Origin of the sequence: uncultured Sulfitobacter sp., assembly GCF_947502895.1 — a bacterium.
GTDB lineage: Bacteria > Pseudomonadota > Alphaproteobacteria > Rhodobacterales > Rhodobacteraceae > Sulfitobacter.
The window spans coordinates 188,137-213,378 of record NZ_CANNBM010000001.1; the positions used below are offsets into that span (position 1 = coordinate 188,137).

Annotated in this window: 23 protein-coding genes; 10 read left to right on the plus strand and 13 right to left on the minus strand. The window is 57.6% G+C overall.

The annotated features are described in order from the left end of the window. Positions 1 to 45: 45 nt before the first annotated feature. Positions 46 to 1,764, plus strand: a complete 1,719-nt coding sequence (sulP, locus tag Q0903_RS00890; protein WP_299411987.1) for a sulfate permease — start codon at positions 46 to 48, stop codon at positions 1,762 to 1,764. A 17-nt stretch (positions 1,765 to 1,781) separates the two neighbouring features. Continuing rightward, positions 1,782 to 2,378 carry a class I SAM-dependent methyltransferase gene (locus tag Q0903_RS00895; RefSeq protein ID WP_299411989.1) on the plus strand — a complete coding sequence of 199 codons (597 nt, stop codon included), beginning with the start codon at positions 1,782 to 1,784 and terminating at the stop codon, positions 2,376 to 2,378. Positions 2,379 to 2,617: 239 nt separating this feature from the next. On the opposite strand, the gene Q0903_RS00900 is transcribed toward Q0903_RS00895, so the two are convergent. Next, positions 2,618 to 3,286, minus strand: a complete 669-nt coding sequence (locus Q0903_RS00900; RefSeq protein WP_299411992.1) for a dimethylsulfonioproprionate lyase family protein — start codon at positions 3,284 to 3,286, stop codon at positions 2,618 to 2,620. A 185-nt stretch (positions 3,287 to 3,471) separates the two neighbouring features. On the opposite strand from Q0903_RS00900, the gene parE reads away from it, so the two are divergent. From parE to Q0903_RS00920, 4 genes are read left to right on the plus strand one after another with little or no spacing between them, the layout of a single operon-like run. Next, entirely contained in the window at positions 3,472 to 5,433 is a 1,962-nt protein-coding gene (gene parE / locus Q0903_RS00905) for a DNA topoisomerase IV subunit B (RefSeq protein WP_299411995.1), read from the plus strand. A 14-nt stretch (positions 5,434 to 5,447) separates the two neighbouring features. After that, positions 5,448 to 6,401 (plus strand): DUF3578 domain-containing protein, encoded by a 954-nt coding sequence (locus tag Q0903_RS00910; RefSeq protein WP_299411998.1) that lies wholly within the window; start codon positions 5,448 to 5,450, stop codon positions 6,399 to 6,401. A 32-nt stretch (positions 6,402 to 6,433) separates the two neighbouring features. Continuing rightward, the gene (locus Q0903_RS00915) at positions 6,434 to 7,120 is read left to right on the plus strand and encodes a hypothetical protein (protein WP_299412000.1); all 687 of its coding nucleotides are present in this window, start codon (positions 6,434 to 6,436) and stop codon (positions 7,118 to 7,120) included. An 8-nt stretch (positions 7,121 to 7,128) separates the two neighbouring features. Continuing rightward, on the plus strand, positions 7,129 to 7,563 hold the full coding sequence (locus Q0903_RS00920; RefSeq protein WP_299412002.1) for a DMT family transporter: 435 nt from the start codon (positions 7,129 to 7,131) through the stop codon (positions 7,561 to 7,563). A gap of 56 nt (positions 7,564 to 7,619) precedes the next feature. Here Q0903_RS00920 and Q0903_RS00925 read toward each other — a convergent pair whose 3' ends face one another. The 9 genes from Q0903_RS00925 to Q0903_RS00965 form a co-directional block, all read right to left on the minus strand. Then, positions 7,620 to 8,600 carry an Ldh family oxidoreductase gene (locus Q0903_RS00925; RefSeq protein ID WP_299024173.1) on the minus strand — a complete coding sequence of 327 codons (981 nt, stop codon included), beginning with the start codon at positions 8,598 to 8,600 and terminating at the stop codon, positions 7,620 to 7,622. Positions 8,601 to 8,686: 86 nt separating this feature from the next. After that, a complete protein-coding gene (locus tag Q0903_RS00930; RefSeq protein WP_299024175.1) occupies positions 8,687 to 9,367 on the minus strand; it encodes an ABC transporter ATP-binding protein in 681 nt (226 codons plus the stop codon). Beyond that, entirely contained in the window at positions 9,360 to 10,646 is a 1,287-nt protein-coding gene (locus Q0903_RS00935) for a lipoprotein-releasing ABC transporter permease subunit (protein WP_299412006.1), read from the minus strand. Before Q0903_RS00935 ends, Q0903_RS00930 begins: the two co-directional genes overlap by 8 nt. 76 nt (positions 10,647 to 10,722) lie before the next feature. Next, positions 10,723 to 11,220 (minus strand): DUF2937 family protein, encoded by a 498-nt coding sequence (locus Q0903_RS00940; RefSeq protein ID WP_299412009.1) that lies wholly within the window; start codon positions 11,218 to 11,220, stop codon positions 10,723 to 10,725. Next, the gene (locus Q0903_RS00945) at positions 11,217 to 12,170 is read right to left on the minus strand and encodes a serine hydrolase domain-containing protein (protein WP_299412012.1); all 954 of its coding nucleotides are present in this window, start codon (positions 12,168 to 12,170) and stop codon (positions 11,217 to 11,219) included. The genes Q0903_RS00940 and Q0903_RS00945 overlap by 4 nt, the downstream gene beginning before the upstream one ends. Before the next feature lie 38 nt (positions 12,171 to 12,208). Then, complete coding sequence (locus Q0903_RS00950; RefSeq protein WP_299412014.1) at positions 12,209 to 13,375, minus strand: PQQ-dependent sugar dehydrogenase; 1,167 nt, start codon at positions 13,373 to 13,375, stop codon at positions 12,209 to 12,211. 76 nt (positions 13,376 to 13,451) lie between these two features. Next, the gene (gene proS, locus Q0903_RS00955) at positions 13,452 to 14,804 is read right to left on the minus strand and encodes a proline--tRNA ligase (RefSeq protein WP_299024185.1); all 1,353 of its coding nucleotides are present in this window, start codon (positions 14,802 to 14,804) and stop codon (positions 13,452 to 13,454) included. Between the two features lie 113 nt (positions 14,805 to 14,917). After that, positions 14,918 to 16,162 (minus strand): peptidase T, encoded by a 1,245-nt coding sequence (gene pepT, locus Q0903_RS00960; RefSeq protein WP_299412018.1) that lies wholly within the window; start codon positions 16,160 to 16,162, stop codon positions 14,918 to 14,920. Between the two features lie 263 nt (positions 16,163 to 16,425). After that, a complete protein-coding gene (locus tag Q0903_RS00965; RefSeq protein WP_299412021.1) occupies positions 16,426 to 17,223 on the minus strand; it encodes a LuxR family transcriptional regulator in 798 nt (265 codons plus the stop codon). Between the two features lie 178 nt (positions 17,224 to 17,401). Between Q0903_RS00965 and Q0903_RS00970 the strand changes: the two genes are divergently transcribed. The 4 genes from Q0903_RS00970 to Q0903_RS00985 all read left to right on the plus strand — a co-directional run bounded on the left by Q0903_RS00970 (position 17,402) and on the right by Q0903_RS00985 (position 23,144). Next, positions 17,402 to 18,490 (plus strand): AI-2E family transporter, encoded by a 1,089-nt coding sequence (locus tag Q0903_RS00970; protein ID WP_299412023.1) that lies wholly within the window; start codon positions 17,402 to 17,404, stop codon positions 18,488 to 18,490. 1 nt (position 18,491) lies between these two features. Next, positions 18,492 to 19,175: a DnaA/Hda family protein gene (locus Q0903_RS00975; RefSeq protein ID WP_299412026.1), complete on the plus strand. Its 684-nt coding sequence runs from the start codon at positions 18,492 to 18,494 to the stop codon at positions 19,173 to 19,175. Between the two features lie 51 nt (positions 19,176 to 19,226). Further along, positions 19,227 to 21,401 (plus strand): RNA degradosome polyphosphate kinase, encoded by a 2,175-nt coding sequence (locus tag Q0903_RS00980; RefSeq protein ID WP_299412028.1) that lies wholly within the window; start codon positions 19,227 to 19,229, stop codon positions 21,399 to 21,401. 168 nt (positions 21,402 to 21,569) lie between these two features. Further along, positions 21,570 to 23,144, plus strand: a complete 1,575-nt coding sequence (locus Q0903_RS00985) for a Ppx/GppA family phosphatase (protein ID WP_299412031.1) — start codon at positions 21,570 to 21,572, stop codon at positions 23,142 to 23,144. Here Q0903_RS00985 and Q0903_RS00990 read toward each other — a convergent pair. From Q0903_RS00990 to Q0903_RS01000, 3 genes are read right to left on the minus strand one after another with little or no spacing between them, the layout of a single operon-like run. Then, a complete protein-coding gene (locus tag Q0903_RS00990; protein ID WP_299412033.1) occupies positions 23,141 to 23,494 on the minus strand; it encodes a hypothetical protein in 354 nt (117 codons plus the stop codon). The two genes, Q0903_RS00985 and Q0903_RS00990, sit on opposite strands and share 4 nt — an antisense overlap. A 37-nt stretch (positions 23,495 to 23,531) precedes the next feature. Beyond that, a complete protein-coding gene (locus tag Q0903_RS00995) occupies positions 23,532 to 24,557 on the minus strand; it encodes an endonuclease/exonuclease/phosphatase family protein (RefSeq protein ID WP_299412036.1) in 1,026 nt (341 codons plus the stop codon). Further along, positions 24,557 to 25,237, minus strand: coding sequence for a molecular chaperone DjiA (locus Q0903_RS01000; RefSeq protein WP_299024202.1), 681 nt, complete (start codon positions 25,235 to 25,237; stop codon positions 24,557 to 24,559). The genes Q0903_RS00995 and Q0903_RS01000 overlap by 1 nt, the downstream gene beginning before the upstream one ends. Positions 25,238 to 25,242 lie beyond the last annotated feature (5 nt).

Genomic DNA, 25,242 nt, shown 5'->3' on the forward strand with positions numbered 1-25,242 from the left:
CTTGCCCAAAACAGGGCAAGGCGGCCAACATTTACCGAGACGTCCATGACCCTGTCCCAATATCTGCCGATCCTGAGCTGGGGTCGCACCTATACTCGCACGGCCCTATCAAACGATCTGATGGCCGCCTTGATCGTGACGATCATGCTGATCCCCCAATCGCTGGCTTATGCCTTGCTTGCTGGGCTTCCGGCAGAGGCAGGGCTTTACGCGTCAATCGTTCCGATCCTGCTCTATACTGTGTTTGGCACCAGTCGTGCATTGGCGGTCGGTCCTGTCGCGGTCGTCTCGCTGATGACAGCCGCCGCGCTGAGCAACATCGTCGAACAGGGTACGATGGGCTACGCCATTGCAGCGCTGTCACTCGCGGGGTTGTCTGGCGTCATGCTGCTGGCAATGGGGCTATTCCGGCTGGGTTTCATCGCGAATTTTCTGTCACACCCCGTCATTGCGGGTTTCATCACGGCATCGGGCATCATCATCGCAGCCAGTCAGCTTAAACATATCCTCGGGATCAACGCGCATGGTCACAACTTGCTCGACCTCGTGATCTCGCTCGTTAGCCATTTGTTTGAGATTAATTGGATCACTGCCCTGATCGGAGTGCTCGCAACAGGCTTCCTGTTTTGGGTCCGCAAAGGGCTAAAGCCGCTGCTGACCCGCCTTGGGTTGGGCGCAGGGCTTACAGGTGCGCTGGTCAAGACCGGGCCTGTTTTCGTTGTTGTTGCGACGACGCTAGCGGTTTGGGGCTTCGACCTTGCTGAACAGGGCGTCAAAATTGTCGGAGACGTCCCGCAAAGCCTTCCACCGCTCACGCTGCCATCACTTTCGCCAGAGTTGTTGGGACAATTGCTTGTGCCAGCCTTCCTCATTTCAATCATCGGCTTTGTTGAGTCGATCTCTGTCGCACAAACGCTGGCCGCGAAGAAGCGCCAGCGCATCGATCCTGATCAAGAACTTATCGGCCTCGGCGCGGCCAACATTGGCGCATCTCTTACTGGCGGCTTTCCTGTCACGGGCGGTTTTTCCCGTTCTGTCGTAAACTTCGATGCGGGTGCGGAAACACCAGCGGCGGGCGCGTTCACAGCTATAGGCCTAGCAATCGCAGCTCTGGCCCTGACGCCGCTGATCTACTTCCTGCCCAAAGCCACCCTAGCTGCCACGATCATCGTAGCAGTCCTTAGCCTTGTAGATTTTTCGATTCTCAAACGTAGCTGGGGCTATTCCAAAACGGACTTCGCCGCTGTTTTAGCGACGATCCTCATCACCCTCGCAACTGGTGTCGAAGCGGGGGTCTCTGCAGGCGTTGGCCTGTCAATCTTGCTGCACCTATACAAGTCCTCGAAACCGCATATCGCTGAAGTCGGGCAAGTGCCGGGAACCGAACACTACCGCAACATTCTGCGCCATGACGTCATCACCGACGCGCATGTCCTCACCCTGCGCGTTGACGAAAGCCTGTACTTTGCCAATGCGCGGTTTCTGGAGGATAAGATCCAGGCGCGGGTCGCCGGAGACAAAGCAATCCGCCACGTGATCTTGCAATGCTCCGCGATCAACGAGATTGATTTAAGCGCCTTGGAATCCCTCGAGGCAATTAACGAACGCCTCCGTGAAATGGACGTGCAGTTGCATCTTTCAGAAGTAAAAGGCCCAGTCATGGACCGACTGAAGCGGGCGCATTTTCTCTCGGAAATGACCGGGAAGGTCTTTCTTTCTCAATTTGAAGCTGCAAGCTCTCTCAAAGTCAAAGCACCGAATTAGTCAGAGGAGATTGCACCATGTGGGAAGAACGATTTGCTCAAGAGGGCTATCTTTTCGGGACAGAGCCTGTCCCGTTCTTGCTAAAGCACGACGCCTTTTTTCAGGCGGGCCAGTCTGTCTTGTCAATCGCAGAAGGTGAAGGCCGTAACGGCGTACATCTGGCTAAGAAGGGTCTGAACGTGACCGGCGTAGAATTTGCACCTTCTGCGGTCGCAAAGGCCGAAAAGCTGGCACGGGGAAACAACGTCACTCCTCGCTTCATTCAGTCCGATCTGTTTGATTGGGACTGGCCCAAGAACGCATTCGACATCACGCTAGGTCTCTTTTTCCAGTTCGTCGGCACCGCTGAACGCGACATACTGTGGAGCAGAATGCGCGATACGACCCGACCCGGTGGGTTGATCATGATCCATGGATACACGCCAAAACAATTGGAATTCGGCACAGGCGGCCCACCTCTCGCCCAGAACATGTATACCAGCGCCGATTTTGAAGGCGACTTTATCGGCTATGATGTTCTGGTTTGCGAGCAGTATGACGCCGAACAACGCTCTGGATCAGCACATGTTGGGATGTCGGCATTGATTGATTTCATTGCGCGCAAACCAGTTTAGCAGCTCGACTGCCTGCCTTCCTCAACCGTTCGTCCGAAAAGAAGGTGGGATTGCCCCTATGCTTTGCGCTTGAGGCTCGGTCCGCCGTTACAGCCGTGATGAATATCCAGCTTTCCCGCTACGCTCTAGTGTTGAATTCTGTGCGATTGCGGCATTTTCGGTGCCGCAAGCGCACGCAGTATGAAGATTCAATTTACAGGTTGGGCGCAAACCGGACATTCCCTGTTTCTGACATCACTTCACTTACGAGGTCGCGAAAATACCATCTTCTGCGCGTGCAAGTCCTGCGGCGCGCCAATCCATGCATAGGCCAGCAATGCAGGTTCTCGGTCGCCAACGGTGATGCGGTGCAGATGGTTGGGCGGGTTAAAGATCATGGAGCCAGGTACATAAACGCCCTGATGGTTCTCCGAGACGGCACCCGAAAGACAGACATAGCTTTCCGTAATCCCCTTGTGCGCATGGGCGGGATAGGTGCAACCAGGCGCAAAAAGCACCACGCCCAGAATGATCTCATCACTCACCACTGGTCCGTTCAGCCCCGCAAGCTCGGCGTAGGCATAGCTGTTGGCCAGCCCCTTTGGCACTTTCTCATAGCCGTACTGCCAGCTGAGTTGGCTATCAAGCGCATCGAGCGCGCGCACAACGGGAGCCAGCACACCCTGCCGCCCCTCGTCCAGCGCACGGCGCAGATGGGCTGTAACAGGCTTTTCCGCACGCGGTTGCAACTGGATCGGTGCATTTTTCTTGAGCAGGCGACTGATCGCTTCGCGCACTTTACGCTGGTGACTGCGAATGCGGTCACTGCCGCCTGCAGGCAGATAGCGGTAGAGCTCGTCATACTCTTGCAGCAGATACCGCCAGTTGGGCAGATCGCGCAGGGTCTGGTCGGCTGGGGGCGTATCCATAGCGTTGCTCCGTCTCTCTTTCGCCGCGAGGTAGCGCGGCATCGAGCCTTGGGAAAGAGGAAAACTGCGATAAACCGCCATAGCTGCAAAATAGGATGGGGATAACCGCCTTACAGCGATTGCCCCGCTCGCGCGGGCCTGTCAAAATAGAGGCCAATCAAAAGCAACAGCAGCAGGCGCATCCCATGTCCGATCTCCTCTCCGGCAGCACTCCCGAGCCTACAGATTACGATGCCTCATCTATCGAAGTCCTTGAGGGACTGGAGCCCGTGCGTAAACGCCCTGGCATGTATATCGGTGGCACGGACGAGCGTGCTTTGCACCATCTGGTGGCCGAAGTCCTCGATAACTCGATGGACGAAGCGGTGGCAGGACACGCCAACCGGATCGAGGTCGAGTTGCACGAGGACTACTCCTTTACCGTGCGCGACAACGGGCGCGGCATCCCGATTGATCCACACCCCAAATTTCCCGACAAATCCGCACTTGAGGTAATCTTGTGTACGCTGCACGCAGGCGGCAAATTTTCGGGCAAGGCCTACCAGACATCTGGCGGCCTGCACGGTGTTGGTGCCTCGGTTGTCAACGCGCTGTCGGATTCCATGGTCGTGCAGGTTGCACGCAACAAAGAGCTGTACGAGCAGCGCTTTTCACGCGGCATTCCGTTGGGCCCTGTCGAGAAAATCGGCGCGGCCCCCAACCGCCGCGGCACCACCGTAACCTTCCATCCTGACGCGGAAATCTTTGGCGCGCTCAAGTTCAAACCCGCACGCCTGTTCGCCTCTATCCGGTCCAAGGCGTATCTGTTCTCGGGCGTTGAAATCCGCTGGAAATCTGCGATCAGCGACGGAGAGACACCGCAAGAGGCTACTTTCCATTTTCCTGGTGGGCTGTCTGACTACCTGACAGAGACCTTGGGCAAATCCACCACCTACGCCGAGGCCGCATTCGCAGGCACCGTAGATTTCGGCGAGAAATTCGGCGAAGCAGGCAAGGTCGAGTGGGCCATCAACTGGACGCCTGCGCGCGATGGCTTCATCCAGTCCTACTGTAACACCGTCCCCACCCCCGAAGGCGGCACCCATGTGGCAGGCTTCTGGGCTGCGATCCTCAAAGGCATCAAAGCCTACGGCGAGCTTGCCAACAACAAAAAGGCCAGCCAGATCACCCGCGAGGACTTGATGTCGGGCGGGTGTGCGCTGGTGTCGTGTTTCATTGCAGAGCCTGCTTTCGTGGGCCAGACCAAGGACCGATTGTCCTCCGAGATTGCCCATAAAATGACCGAAGGGGCTGTGCGCGACCACTTTGACAACTGGCTGGCCGCAGATACGAAGTCGGCAGGTGCGATACTTGATTTCCTCGTCCTACGTGCCGAAGAACGCCTGCGCCGCCGTCAGGAGAAAGAGACAGCCCGCAAATCCGCCACCAAAAAGCTGCGCCTTCCCGGCAAGCTGACGGATTGCACGTCCAAGACCCGCGAAGGCACGGAATTGTTCATCGTGGAGGGCGACTCGGCGGGTGGCTCTGGGAAGGGCGCGCGTAATCGGGTCAATCAGGCGCTGTTGCCGCTTAAGGGCAAAATCCTCAACGTGCTGGGCGCAGCCTCTGGCAAGCTTAACACCAACGCCGAGATCAATGATCTGTGCGAGGCCTTGGGCGTTGGCATGGGGACGAAATTCAACCTCGACGATCTGCGCTATGACAAGATCATCATTATGACCGACGCGGATGTGGACGGGGCGCATATCGCGGCGCTGCTGATGACGTTCTTCTACACCCAGATGCGCCCGATGATCGACCACGGCCACCTATACCTCGCCTGCCCGCCCCTCTACCGCCTGACCCAAGGGGCGAAACGTGTCTATGTCGCCGATGATGCGGAGAAGGACGAACTGCTGGAAAAAGGCCTCGGCGGGAAGGGCAAGATCGACCTGCAACGCTTTAAGGGCTTGGGCGAAATGGACGCGAAGGACCTCAAAGAGACCACGATGGACCCCGCCACCCGCAAGCTGATCCGCGTGACCGTGCAGGAAGATGTGGCGGGCGAAACCTCCGATCTGGTCGAGCGGTTGATGGGGAAGAAGCCGGAATTGCGGTTCCAGTATATCCAAGAGAACGCACGGTTTGTGGAGGAGTTGGATGTTTGAGGGGGTAGCGCACTTTGCTTCATGAAATGTTATCGAAACTTGCGGAGCAATATGCTTATGAGCGAGCAAAGCAATTCGCTGGTAGTGAATTTGGAAACTTCGTTCGTCATGACATCGCTATGGAAGCAAAGAAGAGGCTTATCTTTCTTCCTTATGATCTGAAAGTGAAGGCAAGTGTTGGCGCTGGCAATTGGGCTGCGGTTCCGTGGCTCGGCTTCTTCGATCCGTTGATAACAACGAGTGCAACGTCAGGCTTCTATATTGTTTATTTAGTTAATGCCCAAAATCGAAGCATGACGCTATCCCTCAATCAAGGGACAACGGCGATTTATCAAGAGTTTGGTGATAGAAAAGGACTTGAAGTTCTGCAACGCCGAGCAATCGATATTCGCAATCGTATTCCGGAATTCGCAAAGCTCTTCGATACACAACCGATTGATCTCGGCTCTACTGAACGATTGCCAGCCGGATATACCGCTGGCCATTCGTTCGGCAGAACTTACGATTCCCAAAAAATTAATCCAATACAGTTCAATCAAGATCTCGAACAGATGTTCAGCGCATATGAAGTGCTGATTGATCGCGGCGGTACTACGCCGTTTGATGCGATGGTTGAAAATGTGGGTGGAACCACCGTTGAAGAAACTCGCCGTCGCACGCTATCGAGCAGAATTGAACGGGCTTCAAATGTACGTAAGAAAGTTCTAGAGCGCCGGAAACCTATTTGCGAAGGCTGCGGTTTAGACCCCGTGCGTGACTATTCGTTCAACGGTCCGTTGGATAGAACCCCATTGGATGTTCACCATTCGGCGGCTCTTAATACGTTAGCCGAAGGCGAAAGCAGAAGGTACAAAATACCCGATGATTTCTTAATTCTCTGTCCAACATGTCACCGAATGATACACAAACAAAATGACATGTCCGATATTGACCTACTGAAGAAAAAATTAAAGTTCAGTCACGGCTAGGTGAATTAGATTTTCGAGAAAATAATACAAATATGCGCTATGCCCTCCTCCTCGTCCTCCTCCTCGCCTCCTGCGCCCCGTCCCGTCCGCTGACGGAAGCGGAGCGGGCGTTTGCCGCCACCATCCACGGCCCTGCGCTCGACGTGAGCAAAGTCCGCCTGCATGACGGGGCGCCCACCCGTGCTGTCACGTTCAAACGCAAGCCGCGGCCTCGGACGACGTGTCGGGAGTTGATCTTTCCGCCCAGCCCGCCCGAAGAGAAGATTGTAACCTCCAAACCTGCGGCGGTGGCGCTGTATAACCGTGTGCTGTTTGACAAGGACTGGTACCTCGATGACTACCTGCCCGACTACCCCGACCGCATCGGGCTGGTCGCGGCGATGTTGCTCGCGCATGAGTTGACCCATGTCTGGCAGTGGCAAAACCGCAAGCTGACGGGGTATTCACCGCTCAAGGCAGCTAGAGAGCATCAGGTGAGTGATGATCCCTATCTGTTTGATCTCAAGGACCGCAAGTTCCTCGATTTCGGGTATGAGCAGCAAGGCTCGATCGTGGAGGAGATGGTCTGTTGCACGGCGCTGCAACCGCAAGGGGCGCGGACCAAGCGGCTGCATGCGCTGGTCAGTCAGGTGATGCCCGTCGCCCCTCTGCCCCAAAGCCCTGCATATGACGTGGGCCTGCCGTGGGACGGGGTAGACCTCAAGCGGATTTGTACGTGAGAGGGCCAATGGCACAATATGCTCTTATCATGACGCTGGCAGGGATCGGCATTCCGGTTCTGGCCGCCCTCAACGCCCAGCTGGGCGGACGCATAGGCTCCCCTGCGGCGGCAGCGACGGTGCTGTTTGTGGTGGCCTTTGCGACCTCGCTGGTGGTTGCAACGATCACTGGTCCGCAAGGCTTCGCCCAGTTGGGCACCGCACCCAAGCATCTGTTTCTGGCGGGTGGGTTGATCGCGTTTTATGTGCTGAGCATCACTTTCATCGCGCCGCATTTCGGCATCGGGAATGCTGTGTTCTTTGTTCTGCTGGGGCAACTTCTATCAGCGGCCCTGATAGATCACTTTGGCCTTTTCGGCGCGCAAGTGTCACCCGTCTCGCTTACGCGGGCGGCTGGCATCGGGACAATGGCCCTCGGTGTATGGTTGACGCAACAGGCGTAACGCGCGCGGGATTTTCAAAATTCCCGCCGATTTTTTTCGAAAACACCGCTCGCCGCTCAGGCGTTGGCGAGAGTTTCGATCAGCGCCCACGTCTCATCGCCAACCTCGACAGGGTCCATCGCTATTTTGTTTTGCCCCGGCATACGCGCGCCCTCATCTTGGGCGATATGATCTGCTAATGCCTGCACTTTATCTGCGAAATCGGAACTCACCGTGGGGTCAATCAGCAGATAATACTGACCCAGATCATGCGGTGCGCCTTCTGGTGCTTTGAGCGGTTTGACGTCGCGCGATAGCACCGACCCTGTAAGAGCTGCCGCAAGAACTTCGGCCATAAGGCCAAAGCCCCAGCCTTTGTAGCCGCCCATAGAAACCAGCGTGCCTTTGATCGCGGCGTCAGGATCGGTTGTGGGCTTGCCCTCCGCGTCCAGCGCCCAACCTTCGGGGATGGATTGGCCCGCAGCTTTGGCCATCGTTATTTTTCCAAGTGCCACAGTGGTGGTGGACTGGTCGAATTGCATGGCAATGCCCCCCTGACCGTCAGGCACTGAAAAGGCGATAGGGTTGGTTCCTATGGCGCGCGTCTTGCCGCCCGGTGCGGCCACAATAGGCGAGGCATTGGTAAAGCCGATGCCAATCATGCCCGCCGCTGCAATCGCTTGCGTGAAATACCCCAGTGACGTGCATGTATGCGCATGGGCCACCGAAAGCGACGCCACCCCCGCCCGACGCGCCGCATCCAACGCAACAGGCAACCCGTGAGAAAATGCCGGCTGTGCAAAGCCAAATCCCGCGTCCACCACTACAGCGGCGCTGCGCGGTGTACTGACCTGCGGCGTCACTGACCCGTTGACGCGCCCGGACCGAAGCTGCTGGCAGTAGCTCTCGACGTAGTAAAGACCGCAAATTTTATTGCCAACGCTTTCGGCTGCGCGCACTGCGCGGGCCACTTCGGCTGCTGCAAACTCACCGGCCCCATGTGCTGTCAGCGCCCGCCGGACGGTTTGTTCAATAAGGTCGAGAGATATCTGTGGCATCAGGCAGGCTCCGCTGAAAATTTCTGCCCCTCTCAGAGCAGGAGCAGCATTCCGCGTCAAGCCATCCCTATTGGCGACCTCGCGCGTCAGCTGCCGAGCATGCCTTGATCAAGCCTGATCTGGCGATCCATGCGGGCGGCCAGTTCAAGGTTGTGGGTGGCGATCAACGCGGACAGGCCTGTACTACGGACCAGTGCCATCAGGGCGGCAAAGACCGTTTCAGAAGTATCAGGGTCCAGATTACCAGTCGGCTCATCCGCCAACAAAAGCTTGGGCGCATTTGCAAGCGCGCGGCAAAAGGCAACGCGCTGCTGCTCTCCCCCCGACAGGGCCGCGGGTCGGTGTGCTGCGCGCGGGGCAACGCCCACCTGATCCAGCAACCCCATTGCGCGTTTTTGTGCTGCCGCCTGTCCAACCCCATTGGCAAGCTGTGGCAGGGTGATGTTTTCGACTGCGCTGAATTCGGGCAGCAGATGGTGGAACTGATAAATAAAGCCAACCGCACTGCGGCGCACAGCCGTGCGCTGCGCATCCCGCTTTCCAGTCATATCAACACCGTCAATCGCGACAGTTCCCGCATCAGGCGTATCCAGAAGCCCCGCGATATGCAAAAGCGTTGACTTGCCTGCACCTGAGGGCGCCACCAATGCAACAACTTCGCCTTTTGCGACCTCAAGGTCGATGCCACGCAGCACAGTCACCTCATTCGGTTTGCCGTGGTTGTATGCTTTGGCAATGCCCGACAGGCGCAACACTGGATCATTCATAGCGCAGTGCCTCGACAGGGTTCATACGGGCCGCACGGCGCGCCGGAAAAATGGTCACAACAAATGACAGGCCAAGCGACAGGCCAACAGCAGACATGACATCGCCGAATTCCAGCTTGGCGGGCAGGAAATAAATTCCCCTGATTGACGGGTCCCATGCATTGCCCCCCGACAGCCAGTTCACCATACCGAATATCTGATCCACATAGAGTGCAAACAGGCAGCCGAAGAGCACGCCCAGCGCCGTGCCGATAATACCCGTGAAAGCCCCACAGATAAAAAATACCCGCAGAATTGATCCCTCTGACAAACCCATGGTGCGCAGGATACCAATGTCGCGACCTTTGTTCTTTACCAGCATAATCAGGCCAGACACGATGTTCATCGCTGCGATCAACACCAGAATCGACAAGATCACAAACATCACATTATCCTCGATATCCAGCGCGCTGAGAAAGCCTGACGATGCCTCGCGCCATGTCCAGATCAGCGCCGTATCCCCAGCAGCTGCAAGAATATCAGGCCCCAACCTGTCCACGCTGTCAGGGTCGGCAACCATAACTTCAAGCTCGTTCACCGCCCCTTCGGAGTTGAAGTAGCTCTGTGCCTCGGCCAAGGGAAGATAGGCCCGCGTGCGGTCGATGTCATACCGGCCGGCAGTAAAGATATACGTCACCTCATAGGCGTTCACACGCGGGCTGGTGCCAAAGGCGGTCTTGACCCCGTCGGGCGAGATCAGTCGTATCAAATCACCTACTTGCGCCCCCAGACTGCGCGCCACACCCGAGCCAATCGCAATCCCGTCTCCGAACTGTGCAATGTCGCCCTGCGCCGTCTGCGGGTTGGCAATACGCGGGATGGTGTTCAGGTTCTCGGCTGTGATCCCGTAGACCTCCATCCCCGCATTATTGCCCTGAAACGTCGCCATAACCTGACCGCGCACAATGGGCGCCACGCGCGTCACACCATCAACGGCCCCAATGGCGGCGGCCAGCGTGTCGTAATCGCGGATGTTGCGATCAATCGCGCCATTGGGCTGGACCACACCCATCTCATAGACAGTGACATGGGCGTTAGCGCCCAGAATTGTGTCCACAAACTCTGCCCGAAAGCCCGATCGCACAGCGAGTGTCGCAATCAACGCAAAGACAGCCAGCGTGATACCGATCAGGCTGATCCACGTCATCGTGCTCACCCCGCCCTCGGCGCGGCGGGCACGCAAATAGCGCCAAGCGATCATCCATTCAAACGGGGCAAAGGGGGGTGTTCTGGCGGCCATTTCGGTCCTTGCGTCAGCAGGTTTTGCGCAAGGTGAGGCTTTGCGCACAAAGGGTCAAGGCGGCATTGCGCATATCTTATGCTGTTTCCCGCCGCCGCCTGAATGGCGCACGCACCAACCCTGCAATCAGCCCCACACCCAAGCCCCCCAGCACAAATCCTACGCCTGCAAAACTCAGGCCTGCAAAACTGAGGGGAACCGCTGGCTTATAGGCCTGCCAAGCGGCCTGTGCGATCTCTGGGTCGGTAAAACGGGCGGCATGGTAGGCCCGCATGAACGGCCCCTGCCCCTGCAGCACAGCCAGATCGGACTGCAGCCGCGCATGGCGGGTGATGGAGCGGGCCATATCAGCCCCGCGTCGTTCCAGAAATGCTGTGCCTTGCATTTGCGCCAATGCTTCTTCGCGGCTCAGATCAGAAGCAGCGGCAGAGGCGTCAAAATCTGCCACAACCTGTCCCAGCGCATCCACCGCTCCGCCCAATCGCTGCAAATATTGCTGCGAATACTCAGGAAATTGTGAAGTTGTTGCTGCCCCGAACAGACCACCTGCCAATGCCATGCTGCGCAAAATCATCTGTCGTACACTACCTCAACCAATGCCGTATCGAGGGCGCGCATCGCGTCCCAGTCAATGCACTTATCATAGACCGCGACCGCGCTCCATTCCCCTTTCCAGATGACCGCATAGGCGCCTGCATCCAGCCGGAAAGGCAAACACCACAGGCCAAAATGCCAAAAGTTACGATGAACCGCCACGCGGCGTTCGAACATTCCAAGGCCGTATTGCGCGCCGCCGCCTACATCCACGCGCAAGGCAGCGGGCGCACCCTTTGCATATGCGCCCTGTGGCCCGAACCAATGATAGTGAAAACGTGCATATTCTCGCGCGCTCATCTTCCAGCCGCCCCATGGCAGCATTCCGCCCATTACATCCGAGGCGCGTGCGCCCTGCACCCCAGCAGGATCAAGCGCGCGCTGCTGGCAGGCCTGCTCGTAAGAGACGCCCAAAGCAACCTCTATCATTTCACCCAGAACTGCATAGTTTTCGTTGTTGTATTGATATGTCCCTGCCCCGTCGCGTCTGCGGTTCAGCGCGGTCTCGGTCACAATCCGTTTGCGCGGTACAGTCGACGTCACCCACATAGCTGTCAGGCCTTGGGTACTGTCCGGCATCAGTCCAGAGTGGTGGCCAATCAGATCGGCAACGGTAATACCGTCATGCCCGAAACCCAGCACCTCTGCACTGGTGGTTTGCGCGTTCCAGAGGCCCTCGTCGATCAGCGATGCCGCGCAAACGGCTGTAATCGCTTTGCTCAGGCTTGCCATCTCGACGGGTGTATCCGCATTGCGCGAAGCACTCACAACTGCACCTTTATGCATCACAACCAATCCAGGAGTGGGTATCTGATGTGCCTGTGACCAGCGATCGAATGCAGCCTGTAGCCCAACCGCCGTATCCGCAGGCTGTGCCGTCGCGGCCCCGACGAAGAGCGCCCAAAGGGCAGCGATGAGCAAGCTTTTCATACCCGCAGCCTGACCATGTGCAAGACCCGATGCAACTGCTACCTCGGCGTCAAACGCAGCAAACGCCCGTCTGAATTATCAAGGATCAGAATTGCGCCATCGCGGTCAATCTCGACATCGCGCACGCGGATCTCCCCGTCCAGAAATCGCTCTTCGCCCACCACACGGTCGCCTTCCAGCACCAGCCGCACCAGCCCTCCCGGATTTAGCGATGCAGCCAGCACATCGCCCTGCCAGTCGGCAAACATATCGCCGCTGTAAAAAGCAAAGCCGCCGGGCGCGATAACAGGATCCCAATAGTAGCGCGGTTCGGTAAAACTATCAGCACGCGCCTTGCCACTGCCCACGGGTGCGCCGCTATAATTCACACCGTAACTCACCACCGGCCAGCCATAGTTTGCTCCCCGTTCGATCAGGTTCAGCTCGTCACCTCCTGCGGGTCCATGCTCTAGCGTCCAAAGTGTGCCATCCGAGGGGCGTATGGCAGCACCCTGCACATTCCGGTGTCCCAGCGACCAGACTTCATTGCCAAACGGGTTCTCCTCAGCCGCTTCACCTTCAAGCGTGACCCGCACGACCTTGCCATAAGTCTTGTCCACGTCTTGCGCAAACTGCCGCTCGCGGTTGGAGAAATGCTCACCCGTGGTGATGAACAAATAGCGGCCTTGCGGCACCACACGCGCGCCGAAATGCATCGCATTTGGCGAAGGCGGGTTCTGAACGAACACATCCCGCATTTCGCTAAGCTCTGTGCCATCCGCACTCAGCACAGCGCGGGCCGCTGCAGTCGCCGATTGCCGCCCGCCCATCGGTTTTGCGTATGTCAGGAAAATTATGCGACTGCTTGCGAAGTCCTCGGCCAGTGCAACATCCAGCAGGCCACCCTGACGTTGGGCGAGAACCTGCGGCACACCCGCAATCGGTGGCCCCGCACGACCATCACGTACCAGACGCAACGCGCCCGACCGCTCGGTCACCAGATAACCACCATCGGGCAGCACTGCTATGCCCCAAGGCGTATCAAGCCCGTCAGCCAACACTTCGACTTGCAACTGAATACCGCTGTCTTGCGCAGGTGCGCGGGTCTGCATGGGCCAGGCTGGCGTGAACTGGGGCGCATTCTTGTTCCCCTGCTCTACGCCTTGCGCACATGCCGCTGCTGCCAGCAGGGCAAAGCCTACGACTGAAATCAGGTATCTCTTCATGGCACATCCTCCAACAACGCACGACTAAGGATGGCGCAAAACGATGCGAGGTCCACCCCGCACCGTATCATATCAGTCAGATTCCGCGCACGGTCAGACCTTGGTAGATTTGCGCAATGCGCTCGACGGCCTGTTCGGGCGGCAGCTCCTCGCTCTCGCCCGTGCGGCGCGAGGTCAACTCGACCACACCATTCTTGAGCCCGCGCGGACCCACAGTGATCCGCCAAGGCAGACCAATCAGGTCCATCGTCGCAAACTTACCGCCCGCTCGCTCGTTACGATCGTCATAAAGCGGCTCAAGACCCAGCGCTGTCAGGCTGTCATAAAGCGCCTGACAGGCCGCATCCGCTTCCTCGTCGCCCTGCTTGAGGTTTACAATTCCACAATGGAAGGGCGTTACACCCTCGGGCCAGATGATGCCCTTGTCATCATGGCTGGCCTCGATGATCGCACCCAGCAGGCGGCTCACCCCGATGCCGTGGCTGCCCATGTGCACAGGCACAACCTTGCCGTCAGGGCCTTGCACGGTGGCGCCCATTGCTTCCGAATATTTGGTCCCAAAGTAGAAAATCTGCCCCACTTCGATACCGCGTGCAACGCGGCGGCGCTCCTCTGGGACTTGCTCGAACAGGGCCGCGTCATGCGTTTCGTCCGTGCGGGCGTATTTAGTAGTGAACTCTTCCATGATGGCTGCGCACTCGGCATGACTGTCATAGTCAATCGCGCGGTCGCCAAACCGCAGATCAGTCACGGCGCTGTCATAGAAAACCTCTGACTCGCCCGTCTCGGCCAACACCAGAAATTCATGCGTGTCATCGCCACCAATCGGGCCACTGTCCGCACGCATCGGAATTGCTTGCAGACCCATCCGTTCATAGGTGCGCAGATAGCTGACGAGGTGGCGGTTATAGGCGTGCAGCGCGTCTTCTTTGGTCAGGTCAAAGTTATACCCGTCTTTCATGAAAAACTCGCGCCCGCGCATGACGCCGAAACGCGGGCGCATCTCGTCGCGGAACTTCCACTGGATGTGGTAAAGTGTCAGGGGCAGGTCTTTGTAGCTACCCACATGGGAGCGGAAGATGTCGGTAATCATCTCCTCGTTGGTGGGACCGTACAGCATATCGCGGCCCTGACGGTCCTTGATGCGCAGCATTTCCTCGCCGTAGTCGTCATAGCGCCCGCTTTCGCGCCACAAATCGGCAGGTTGCAATGTAGGCATCAGCATCGGCACGTGCCCCGCGCGCATCTGCTCTTCATGCACGATGTTTTCCAGCTTGCGCAGCACCTTAAAACCCATCGGCAACCACGAGTATATGCCAGCGGCGTTTTGCTTGATCATGCCGGCACGCAGCATGTAGCGGTGGCTGACAATTTGCGCCTCCGCAGGTGTCTCTTTCAAAACAGGCAGAAAATATCGGCTCAAACGCATGGGGGTAAACTCCTGAAAACGGCTACACCGTCCCTAGTCCAAACCATACCACGATACAATATGCCCATGTCTCTTGGCCTTAAATCCTCTGGGGTGTTTGAGGGGCTAGCCCCTCACTCCACAGCAGCCACCGCGCGCTGCGCAAGACGCAGGGCCACTTCGGTCGCCTTGCCCATATCCTGTACCGATATCCATTCCAGCGGTCCGTGAATCTCCTGCATTCCGGTAAAGATGTTCGGACATGGCAACCCCATTTCCGTCAGACGCGAGCCATCGGTGCCGCCGCGGATCGGTATTGATACAGGCTTTAGCCCCACATCGCGCACCGCAGCATGGGCCAGCTTTACGGGCGTCATGTCTTTTTCCAGCCAATAGCGCATGTTGCGATATTGCGGCGTGATCTCGCAGGTGATCTGCGCGCGCGGCTCGCTGAGGGCCACCAGCTCACAGACAGCACGCAGGATTTCGCCCTTTTTGGCCAGCCCCTCACGCTCGAAATCCCGCAAGATGAAACCGATACGCACTTCTGCTGCACCCCCCGATATATCCGTCGCGTGGATAAACCCCTGCGTGCCGCTGGTGGTCTCGGGCGTCATGTTCTTTTGCGGCAGCGTGTCGATGATCCGCGCAGCCAGATGCATCGCGTTCACCAGCTTGCCCTTTGCCCACCCGGGATGGATCGACACTCCCTTGACGGTCACAATCCCCCGATCCGCCGAAAATGTCTCATGCTCGACCTCGCCGGGTTTGGAGCCATCGAAGGTATAGGCAAAGTCGCAGGCCATATCATCGGGCAGACGCGGATCAACCCCGCGACCAATCTCTTCGTCAGGCGTAAACGCAATACGGATTTCACCATGCGGTATTTCAGGATGCGCCAGCAGATGCCGCGCCGCCGTCATGATGATGGCAACGCCTGCCTTGTCATCACCGCCCAAAAGGGTCGTGCCCGAAGCCGTGATCAGGTCATGGCCGACACATTCTGCAAGATGCGGCGAGATATCAGGCCCCAGCCTGCGCTCGGGCGCATCCGGAAAGGTGATATCGCCGCCGTTGTACCCTTTGATCACACGCGGCTTTACGCCGGTCGCATTGAACTGTGGCGCGGTATCAACATGGGCGCAAAGCCCCATGACAGGACCGTCCACCGTTGCAGGAATGGTTGCCAGCACAACTCCGTAATCTGTCAACGTGACATCCGACGCGCCCATCGCTTTCAGCTCGTCGCTCAACATATTGCTCAGATCCAGCTGGCAGGCCGTTGATGGCTGGCTGCCACTGTTTTCATCTGATTGGGTGTCAATCGCGGCGTACCGCGTCAGGCGATCTTCGAGTTCGGCGTCGAATAGGGTGCGCATGAGGCATGCTCCGGTCATTTATGTGTCTTGCAATAGGGTGCCGCACCACGCGGCGCTGTCAAGCAACTGTCCAGTGTCCAAGAGGCATTTTGCCGACGCTGAACGCTTGGCATCCGATCGCGACCATTTTACGACAGATTTTAGGTCATCCGCGTGTCACGCTTCCTTTTGCGCAATGACTTGATTGCGTGGCAAAACACGTCTTGTCCGCTGGCGCATCCTGAGCGACGCCATTTAGTTTGGCGGGTCTGGATACACGCTGCCTAGGCTGGCGCATCTTCTGATACGACAAACAACTGCCCCAACATCGCCGCGCGTGCAATTGCCTGTGCTGTTGTCTCCACATCCAACACATCACGCGCCCCGCGCAGATGCTTTTCGACCGTAGCGACGGACAGGCCCGTCAGAACCGCAACATCCTGCATTGATTTTCCATCCGCGATCCACTCCAACATTTCGCGCTGGCGCGGACGCAGCGGGTTGCGTTTGCTGGGCAAAGGCATGCGCGCAATATTCAGGTGCGCTGCAATGCACATTGTCTCGATGCAATCACCATGCTGGACCCAAAGCGCATCCATGTCAGCTTGCGACCAATCCCGCCGCCCCATCATGCCCAGCCCACCCTTCAACCGTGTGGTGTCCGACGGAAAGCTGAGCAGGTAACCCGCAGGCTGGCCCGAACGCTCCATATCTTTCAAAAACGCACGCTCTTCTTCTTTCAACCTTCCTGCTGCGGCCTCTTGCACAAACCAACCCCAAGACACCGCACCGTCGTTTTCAGCCATCCAGCGGTAATGCGGCGAGCGGCGATAAAGCCCTGTCTCGATATAGTCGGTAAAGTCCTGCTCGCCCAAGGTCGATAGAAACAAGATGTCTTGCAAGTCACCCAGCGACATTCCGTAACGCGAGCGGGTAAGACCGTAGCGAACTGCTGTGATCCCGAAATATGCCAACCCTTCCAACAGCAAAGCCCAGACCTCACTGTAAGAGTTGCCCCTCAGGATTCGCGCCGTCTGCTTCATCAGCACATCCGGTTCCGGAAATTGCAGATTTTCTTGCATAACAAGCCCTCCCAAGCGGTTCTGGGCCACAGCGTAGTGGTCATTGGACGCAAGTGTCCAGCAAAGACACCCCGTGACCAGCAGCAAGGATCATTGCGGATCGCGCAAATAAGCGCCCCTCCTCTTGAAACATAGCCGCCCATGGGCGATGTGTCATCCAACCCGCAAGGAGAGCAACATGGCACTGCCGATCAAAGAACAAGCGAAATACTGGGGCATCGCAAGCGTCGGATTCTTGATCGTCTTGTGGTACATGGGCGATGTTCTGCTGCCGTTTGTATTAGGCAGTGCCGTGGCATATTTCCTTGATCCGGTCGCTGACCGTTTGGAGGAAATGGGGCTCAGCCGCGCCATGTCTACTGCTGCGATCACGGTGATTGCACTCATGGTGTTTGTTGTCATGGCGCTCTTGGTCATTCCAACGCTTGTCAGTCAGGCAATCAACCTGTTTGAGACTGCCCCCGATTTGACAAAACGTCTCACTGTTTTCCTGACCGACAGATTTCCTTCCCTGCTGGAGGAAGGATCGACGTTGCGCAATTCGCTGATATCGCTGGGCACTGCCGTGCAGGAACGCGGCGGCGAGCTTTTGAACACGGCGCTAAGCTCCGCGGCGGGGATCATCAATATTATCATGCTGTTTGTGATCGTGCCTGTTGTAGCCGTCTATATGCTGCTGGATTGGGACCGTATGATTGCCCATGTGGATAGCCTGCTGCCGCGTGATCATGCCCCGACCATTCGTAATCTGGCCAAAGAGATCGACAATACGCTCGCGTCCTTCATCAGGGGGATGGGGACTGTTTGTTTGATCCTCGGTACATATTACGCGATTGCGCTTATGCTGGTTGGCTTGCAATTCGGTCTGGTTGTTGGTTTCGTTGCGGGGATTGTTACGTTTATTCCGTATCTCGGCGCGCTGATTGGCGGAACACTGGCGATTGGTCTGGCCTTGTTCCAGTTCTGGGGAGACTGGGTCAGCATCGGGATGGTCGCGGGTGTATTCGCCGTCGGTCAGGTCATCGAAGGCAATGTTCTAACCCCCAAGCTGGTCGGCAATTCCGTAGGCTTGCACCCCGTCTGGCTGATCCTTGCGCTGTCTGTATTTGGTGCTTTGTTCGGGTTCGTGGGTATGCTTGTCGCCGTGCCAGTGGCCGCCGCACTTGGCGTGATTGCGCGCTTTGGCGTCGATCAATACCAGATGAGCCTTCTGTACCGCGGTACTCAGCAGGTAGAGATACCTGATGTGGACAGTGACGAGACCTGAGATGGCAATGCAGCTGGGGTTCGAACTGCCGGTGCGTACCGCGCGCGGACGTGATGATTTTCTGGTAGCGCCTTCCAATGCGATGGCCGTTGCGATGATCGAGAATTGGCGCAACTGGACAAGCGCCAAAATGGTGCTCACCGGACCTCAGGGGGCAGGTAAAACCCACCTGACCCATGTTTGGGCCGAAAGCGCACAGGCACGAATTATCCCTGCCTGCGAACTTCACAGCGATGATGTGCCCGCATTGGCCCAAGGCAACATCGCAGTAGAAGACATAGATGTTATCAAGAATAACCCCGACGCACAGACCGCGTTGTTCCATTTGCATAATATGGTGTTGGCCGAAGGTCACTCGTTACTGCTGACAGGTACAGGCGCTGTAGCACATTGGGGCCTATCCCTGCCCGATCTCGTTAGCCGCTTGCAGGGCGCGCTCGAAGCCTCCATTGATGCGCCAGATGACGCACTTCTTGCGGCAGTGCTCGTCAAACTGCTGGCTGATCGCCAGCTGGTCCCCCCCGCCGATCTGATCCCCTTCTTGCTCAAACGCATGGACCGCTCTTTTGCTGCTGCAAACCGCGTGGTCGCGGCCCTTGACCGTGAAGGTCTTGCCCGCAAGCGCCCAATCACCCGCGCCCTTGCGGCGGTTGTGCTGGACAATGATACGCCCCCCGCGCGATAATGGGGCAATCCCCGCCCTATTACCGTTTCATTTAGCTGGATAAGCACGCCCATGTCCGATGCCGACTTCCTTACCGCCCCTTTTGACGCACCCGTCAGCTTGGGTGATCTTGACATCACAGGCACTGGCCGTTTCCAAAACCGCGAGCTTAGTTGGCTGGGCTTTAACTGGCGCGTGGTGGAAGAAGCGGAAAACCCGCGCGTTCCCTTACTGGAGCGGTTGCGCTTTCTTTCTATTTCTGCCGACAATCTTGACGAATTCTACACCGTGCGCGTTGCGGGCCTGCGAGAGTTGGCACAGGCAGGCAATACCACACCTGCCGCAGACGGCCTCACACCTGCCGAACAACTGGTTCTCATCAACGAACAGGCCCGCGCCCTGATGCTTAGCCAGCAACGCGTACTAGCCAATTTGCTGATCGAGATGGACGCCCAGAATATCATGCTCGAAGGGCCTGATGATCTCAGCGCAGATGATCGGGACGCGCTAGAGAACGTGTTTCTCAATCAGGTATTTGCAGTTCTGTCGCCGCTTGCGATCGACCCTGCCCATCCGTTTCCGTTTCTGCCCAACACCGGCTTTGCCTTGGCTCTTCAGCTCGAGCGCACCCGCGACAAAAAACCGTTGCAAGCCCTGCTGCCAATCCCTGCCCAGATCAACCGCTTTGTACGCTTGCCCGCAGAGGAAGGATGCAAACGCTTCCTGCCGCTCGAAGATTTGCTGGTTCTCAAAGTTCCCGACCTGTTTCCGGGCTATCGGCTTAAGGCACATTTTGAATTTCGCGTCCTGCGCGACAGCGATCTTGAGGTCGAGGAAGAGGCAGAAGACCTCGTGCGCGAATTTGAAGTCGCGCTGAAACGTCGCCGTCGCGGCGAAGTTGTGCGCATGACCCATTCCGCCGGCGCGCCCCCCAAACTGCTGGGCACAATCATGGCCGAGTTGGGCGCAAAACCACAAGATGTCATCGAAATTGACGGCATGATCGGCATCGACGATCTGGCAGAGCTCGTAACAGATGATCGCCCCGACCTGCTTTGGCCGCAATTTACACCGCGCATTCCGGAACGTGTCACCGATCACGATGGCGATATGTTTCGCTCCATTCGCACCAAAGACATGTTGCTGCATCACCCCTATGAAACTTTTGACATGGTGGTGCGGTTCTTGCAGCAAGCCGCGCGCGATCCCAAAGTGGTGGCAATCAAACAGACCCTCTACCGCACGTCGCGTGACAGCCCGATTGTCGAAGCGCTCTGCGAGGCCGCGGAAGACGGAAAATCTGTTACTGCGCTGGTAGAACTGAAGGCGCGATTTGACGAGGCCGCCAACATCCGCCAGTCTCGCAGGCTGGAACGTGCAGGCGCTCACGTGGTCTATGGCTTTCTCGATCTGAAAACCCACGCGAAAATCAGCACTGTGGTACGCCGTGAAGGCGACGAGCTGGTCACGTATACCCACTATGGAACGGGCAACTATCACCCCATTACCGCCCGCATCTACACTGATTTGTCCCTGTTCACCTGCGACAAAAAATTGGGGCGTGATGCCACCAAAGTTTTCAACTACCTGTCAGGTTATGCCCAGCCTGCGCATCTGGACAATCTGGCTATTTCGCCCACCACGTTAAAGTCGCGATTGCTTGAGATGATCGCCGCCGAGGCCGATCACGCCCGCGCGGGCAAAACAGGTGTGATCTGGGCAAAGATGAACAGCCTTGTAGACGATGAGGTGATCGACGCGCTCTATGCGGCCTCCAATGCGGGCGTGCAGATTAGCCTGATTATCCGCGGCATCTGTGCCCTGCGCCCCGGCATCACAGGTCTGTCGGAAAACATTCGTGTCAAATCCATAGTTGGACGTTTTTTGGAACATAGCCGCATCGTTTGCTTTGGGAATGGCTATGGATTGCCCCATAAAAAGGCGCGCGTGTTCATGTCCTCTGCCGACTGGATGGGCCGCAATCTCAACCGCCGAGTGGAGACCCTGATCGAGATTGAGAACGCGACAGTCAAAGCGCAGATAACCAGCCAGATCATGGCCGCAAACATGGCCGATATAGCGCAAAGCTGGGTTATGGCACCCGATGGCAGCTTCACCCGCCCGCCGCTGCCCGAAGGCCAATTCGCTTTCAGCTGTCACCGTTTTTTCATGGAGAATCCTTCCCTCTCCGGGCGCGGATCGGCAGGTGCTTCTGATGTGCCAAAACTCACCCATACCGAAGACTAGAGTAGCGTGGTCAAAGATCTGTGGCTCACGCCTGCCACACGCGCCAATCATGTCGAGAAGGACGGCAAAGCCGTCCTTCTCTGCGCGGTCACGGCGCGTTAACGATTGACGCGCGCAGCGGCTTGGGCCAGTTTACCGCAACTTTCCGCCCCACCTGACGGAGCGCGTATGCCTGATCTCTCCCCCGCAAAAACCACCAGCCAAGTTCCCGAAACCGGCGTCGCCGATCTGGGCCTGTTTGGTAAGCCGTTGTTTCAGGATCCGGGCGCACGGGCGCTCAGGCGGGTCGGTGTGGTCGATGTAGGCTCGAACTCTGTCCGTATGGTGGTGTTTGACGGGGCCGCGCGCAGCCCTGCGTATTTCTACAACGAAAAAATTATGTGTGCGTTGGGTTCAGGCATGGCCGATACAGGGCATCTGTCGCCACAAGGGCGCGTGCGCGCGCTCTCTGCCATGCGCCGTTTCTCGAAACTCGCCGAAGGCATGGGCCTGTCCGAACTTACAGCCGTTGCCACAGCTGCTGTGCGCGATGCTACTGACGGGCGCGCGTTCTGCGAAGAAGTCCGCGCCGAGACGGGTATCAAAATTTGGGTCATCGATGGCGAGGAAGAGGCCCGCCTGTCTGCCCAAGGCGTGCTTCTCGGCTGGCCCGGTGCGTATGGTCTGGTCTGCGACATCGGCGGCTCCTCGCTGGAACTGGCAGAAATTTCGGGCGGGCGTGTCGGCAAACGCGTGACTTCCTCGCTCGGACCGCTGAAATTGCGCGACATCAAAGGCGGGGCCAAGGCGCGCAACGCCCATATCAAGGAAACAATGCAAAACCTTGCCGACAAAATGGGCAGCCAGAGGGACCGCTTGTTCCTCGTGGGCGGCTCATGGCGGGCCATCGCGCGGATCGACATGATCCGCCGTGGCTATCCCCTGCATGTTCTGCACGAATACCGCATGACCCGTGCCTCGGTGCGCGACACGGTCGAGTTCATTCGCAAATCCGATATGGATACCTTGCGCGCCGAGGCCGGCGTGTCCTCTGCCCGTGCGTCACTCGTACCTTACGCCTGCGAGGTGCTCAGCCGCTTGGTAAAGACGTTCAAACCAAAAGACATCGCCATTTCCAGCTACGGCATCCGCGAAGGAATGCTCTACGAGCAAATGCCCCAGCGCCTGCGCGACCGCGACCCTCTTATCGAGGCCTGCCGCTTTGCCGAAGACAAAGACGCGCGCAGCCCGGGCTTTGGCCGGATGCTTTATAACTTCGTTCTGCCGCTTTACAAATCGGCCCCTGCCCCGCGCAAGCGCCTGATAAAGGCTGCCTGTCTGCTGCATGACGTCAGCTGGCGCGCGCACCCCGACTATCGCGCCGAGGTTTGTTTTGACAATGCAACTCGCGCCAATTTGGGCGGGCTGAAACACTCCGAGCGTATATTCATGGGTCTCGCCCTCATGCACCGCTATTCCAACAAACGCGAAAACACGCGGTTTTCCGATCTGTTTGACATGGTCGATGAACAAACCCGCGCAGAGGCTGAAATTCTGGGCAAGGCCATGCGATTTGGCGCGATGTTGTGGATGGATAAGGTGGCCGAGCTGGGCGAGATGCGCTGGTATCCCAAGAAGAAAGAGCTGCATCTGCACCTCAGCGCCGATATGATGCCGTTGTTCGGCGAGGTTGCAGAGGCGCGGTTTACATCGCTTGCCGCCTCTCTGAACGCCCAAGCAGTTGTGAAATCCGCAAAGCGTTAAAGCTCGATCTGCGGCATTGTCTCTTCGGGCGACACATCAGGCGCATCAGGTTTTCGGCGGATGATGATATCACCGTTCTCAAGGACTTCAGGCGCTTCATATACGCTCCAGTCCTCGACCTCCTCCAACACCTCGCGCAGCTTTGGCCCCATTTCGGCGACAAAACTCTGCAGCGCCGGTCCAGCTTCCTCCATCAATGCCGTCAAATCCTCCAGCGCAGGTGCCATTTCCTGCATCAACCCTTCGAAAAACAACTGCGCACCACGCTCCATGAGCGATGGCGGCTCCTCGGCCTTTACAGGAACCGTAAGAAGAACAAGGGCGAGCGGGGCGGCGAGTATCTGTTTCATGGTTTTAATATAGGGTCGGTTCACCGTTTCGCCAAATTCAGACGTCAATATCCAATGTAACCGGAAAATGGTCCGAGGCGGTCACGAGTGCTTCGCGCAGGCCAGCATCACCCCAACAAGCAGGATCATCCAGCGGGTGCCAGATACGCCAAGCGGGGCTTTTGTTGCGCAGCGTCGGGCATACCATGATGTAGTCCAACAAGGCCTGCAAAAAGCGTTTTTCCTGACTAATCCAAAACCGTGACGTTGTGGGCATTGCGCCTAACCGCTGGCCCAAAGCCCGCGCTGCATGGGGATCATACAGCGGATGATCGCCTTCGCTGCCCAGAATAATCTCGACAGAGGAGCGCCCGAACAAATCCTCGAACGCATCCAGACCAGGACCATCGTTCAGATCTCCCAGCACCATCAATGGCGTCTGCAAGGACACATGCGTGTCAATCCGCCCGCGCAACCAGACCGCTTGGGCCAACTGTTTGCGGCGGTTGGCAATGGCAATCTGCATTGCGTGGGCATCATCACGCGCGCCATGCGGCGCCTTGGATTTCAAATGCGCGCCGATCATGCGAAACGCAAACCCGCTGCGCGTCTGCACTGCCAGCTCTAGGGGCGGTTTGGAAAAAACGACTTTGTCTTCAGTGGCGTCAATATCCAGATCTATTCGTAAAATACCGTCAAATCGCGGCGCCCCCCGCGCGCCCTTTGCGCTGGTTTCCTGCCCTTGGGGATCGTGACTGGCCATCATAACATCAGGATCAAACAGCAAAGCGATTTCCTGTTGGGTATCATTGACGAACCCCATCACCGCGGCACGTGCGCGCAGATCAAATCGCGCAGCAAAGTTCTCTAACGCCACGACGGCGCTGTGTTTGCGACCGGCATCAGGGGCCTCGATCACCATAATGGCATCTGCATCCATCGCGCGAAACACATGGCCCAATGCGGCGATCTGTTGCGCGCGCGTCACGTTCCAGCGGCCCGACCATCCGTCATCATCGCGCAAACGGTCCCGATCATCGAACAGCCCTGCAAACCACTCCACATTATAGGTGGCAATCCGCATCAGGCAGCCTTGCCCGAGATTGTCTCCCAAGCCCGGTTGATGTCAATCATCCGCTTTTCTGCCATGCGAACTGCTTCTTCAGGCAGGCCACGAGCCATCAGCGCATCGGGGTGATTGGCCCGCACCAGCTTGCGCCATGCGGCACGCGCCTCCTCCTTGGTCGCATTCGGTGCGATGCCCAAAACTGTGTGTGGCAAAGGCGAAGAGTTGGGTACAAACCGCGCGCGCAGGGTTTCGAACTGCCCCTCAGGCAATGCAAAAATCTCTGCCACTTTTTCCAGAAACGCGTTTTCGTTCGGATGATAAATGCCATCTGCCATGGCGATATGGAACAACCCTTCCATCAGATCGCCCAAAATCGGCGTATCATCCCCGAACATGCCTTTTATCCGCCGTGCGTAATCATCAAACCCGGCCACATCAGTGCGGGCAAGGTTAAAGACGCGGGCGGCGCCCTGCGCATCATCATCGCCAATCTGGAACACCTCACGAAAGGCCGTCACCTCGTCGCGGGTGACTTGTCCATCCGCTTTGGCCATCTTGGCCCCCAACGCGATCACCGCAATCGTAAAGGCAACCGAGCGTTCAGGCGCTGCGCGCAGACGATCAAAAACAGCCGATAGTCCCTCTCCCGTGGCAAGGGCAGACAACGCTTCGGATATGCGGGTCCAGATCGACATGGGTG

Excerpts from the sequence above, each read along its gene's own strand:
- sulP (WP_299411987.1), top strand. The coding sequence starts at position 46 with ATGACCCTGTCCCAATATCTGCCGATCCTGAGCTGGGGTCGCACCTAT.
- Q0903_RS00895 (WP_299411989.1), top strand. The coding sequence starts at position 1,782 with ATGTGGGAAGAACGATTTGCTCAAGAGGGCTATCTTTTCGGGACAGAG.
- Q0903_RS00900 (WP_299411992.1), bottom strand. The coding sequence starts at position 3,286 with ATGGATACGCCCCCAGCCGACCAGACCCTGCGCGATCTGCCCAACTGG.
- parE (WP_299411995.1), top strand. The coding sequence starts at position 3,472 with ATGTCCGATCTCCTCTCCGGCAGCACTCCCGAGCCTACAGATTACGAT.
- Q0903_RS00915 (WP_299412000.1), top strand. The coding sequence starts at position 6,434 with ATGCGCTATGCCCTCCTCCTCGTCCTCCTCCTCGCCTCCTGCGCCCCG.
- Q0903_RS00920 (WP_299412002.1), top strand. The coding sequence starts at position 7,129 with ATGGCACAATATGCTCTTATCATGACGCTGGCAGGGATCGGCATTCCG.
- Q0903_RS00925 (WP_299024173.1), bottom strand. The coding sequence starts at position 8,600 with ATGCCACAGATATCTCTCGACCTTATTGAACAAACCGTCCGGCGGGCG.
- Q0903_RS00930 (WP_299024175.1), bottom strand. The coding sequence starts at position 9,367 with ATGAATGATCCAGTGTTGCGCCTGTCGGGCATTGCCAAAGCATACAAC.
- Q0903_RS00935 (WP_299412006.1), bottom strand. The coding sequence starts at position 10,646 with ATGGCCGCCAGAACACCCCCCTTTGCCCCGTTTGAATGGATGATCGCT.
- Q0903_RS00940 (WP_299412009.1), bottom strand. The coding sequence starts at position 11,220 with ATGATTTTGCGCAGCATGGCATTGGCAGGTGGTCTGTTCGGGGCAGCA.
- Q0903_RS00945 (WP_299412012.1), bottom strand. The coding sequence starts at position 12,170 with ATGAAAAGCTTGCTCATCGCTGCCCTTTGGGCGCTCTTCGTCGGGGCC.
- Q0903_RS00950 (WP_299412014.1), bottom strand. The coding sequence starts at position 13,375 with ATGAAGAGATACCTGATTTCAGTCGTAGGCTTTGCCCTGCTGGCAGCA.
- proS (WP_299024185.1), bottom strand. The coding sequence starts at position 14,804 with ATGCGTTTGAGCCGATATTTTCTGCCTGTTTTGAAAGAGACACCTGCG.
- pepT (WP_299412018.1), bottom strand. The coding sequence starts at position 16,162 with ATGCGCACCCTATTCGACGCCGAACTCGAAGATCGCCTGACGCGGTAC.
- Q0903_RS00965 (WP_299412021.1), bottom strand. The coding sequence starts at position 17,223 with ATGCAAGAAAATCTGCAATTTCCGGAACCGGATGTGCTGATGAAGCAG.
- Q0903_RS00970 (WP_299412023.1), top strand. The coding sequence starts at position 17,402 with ATGGCACTGCCGATCAAAGAACAAGCGAAATACTGGGGCATCGCAAGC.
- Q0903_RS00975 (WP_299412026.1), top strand. The coding sequence starts at position 18,492 with ATGGCAATGCAGCTGGGGTTCGAACTGCCGGTGCGTACCGCGCGCGGA.
- Q0903_RS00980 (WP_299412028.1), top strand. The coding sequence starts at position 19,227 with ATGTCCGATGCCGACTTCCTTACCGCCCCTTTTGACGCACCCGTCAGC.
- Q0903_RS00985 (WP_299412031.1), top strand. The coding sequence starts at position 21,570 with ATGCCTGATCTCTCCCCCGCAAAAACCACCAGCCAAGTTCCCGAAACC.
- Q0903_RS00990 (WP_299412033.1), bottom strand. The coding sequence starts at position 23,494 with ATGAAACAGATACTCGCCGCCCCGCTCGCCCTTGTTCTTCTTACGGTT.
- Q0903_RS00995 (WP_299412036.1), bottom strand. The coding sequence starts at position 24,557 with ATGCGGATTGCCACCTATAATGTGGAGTGGTTTGCAGGGCTGTTCGAT.
- Q0903_RS01000 (WP_299024202.1), bottom strand. The coding sequence starts at position 25,237 with ATGTCGATCTGGACCCGCATATCCGAAGCGTTGTCTGCCCTTGCCACG.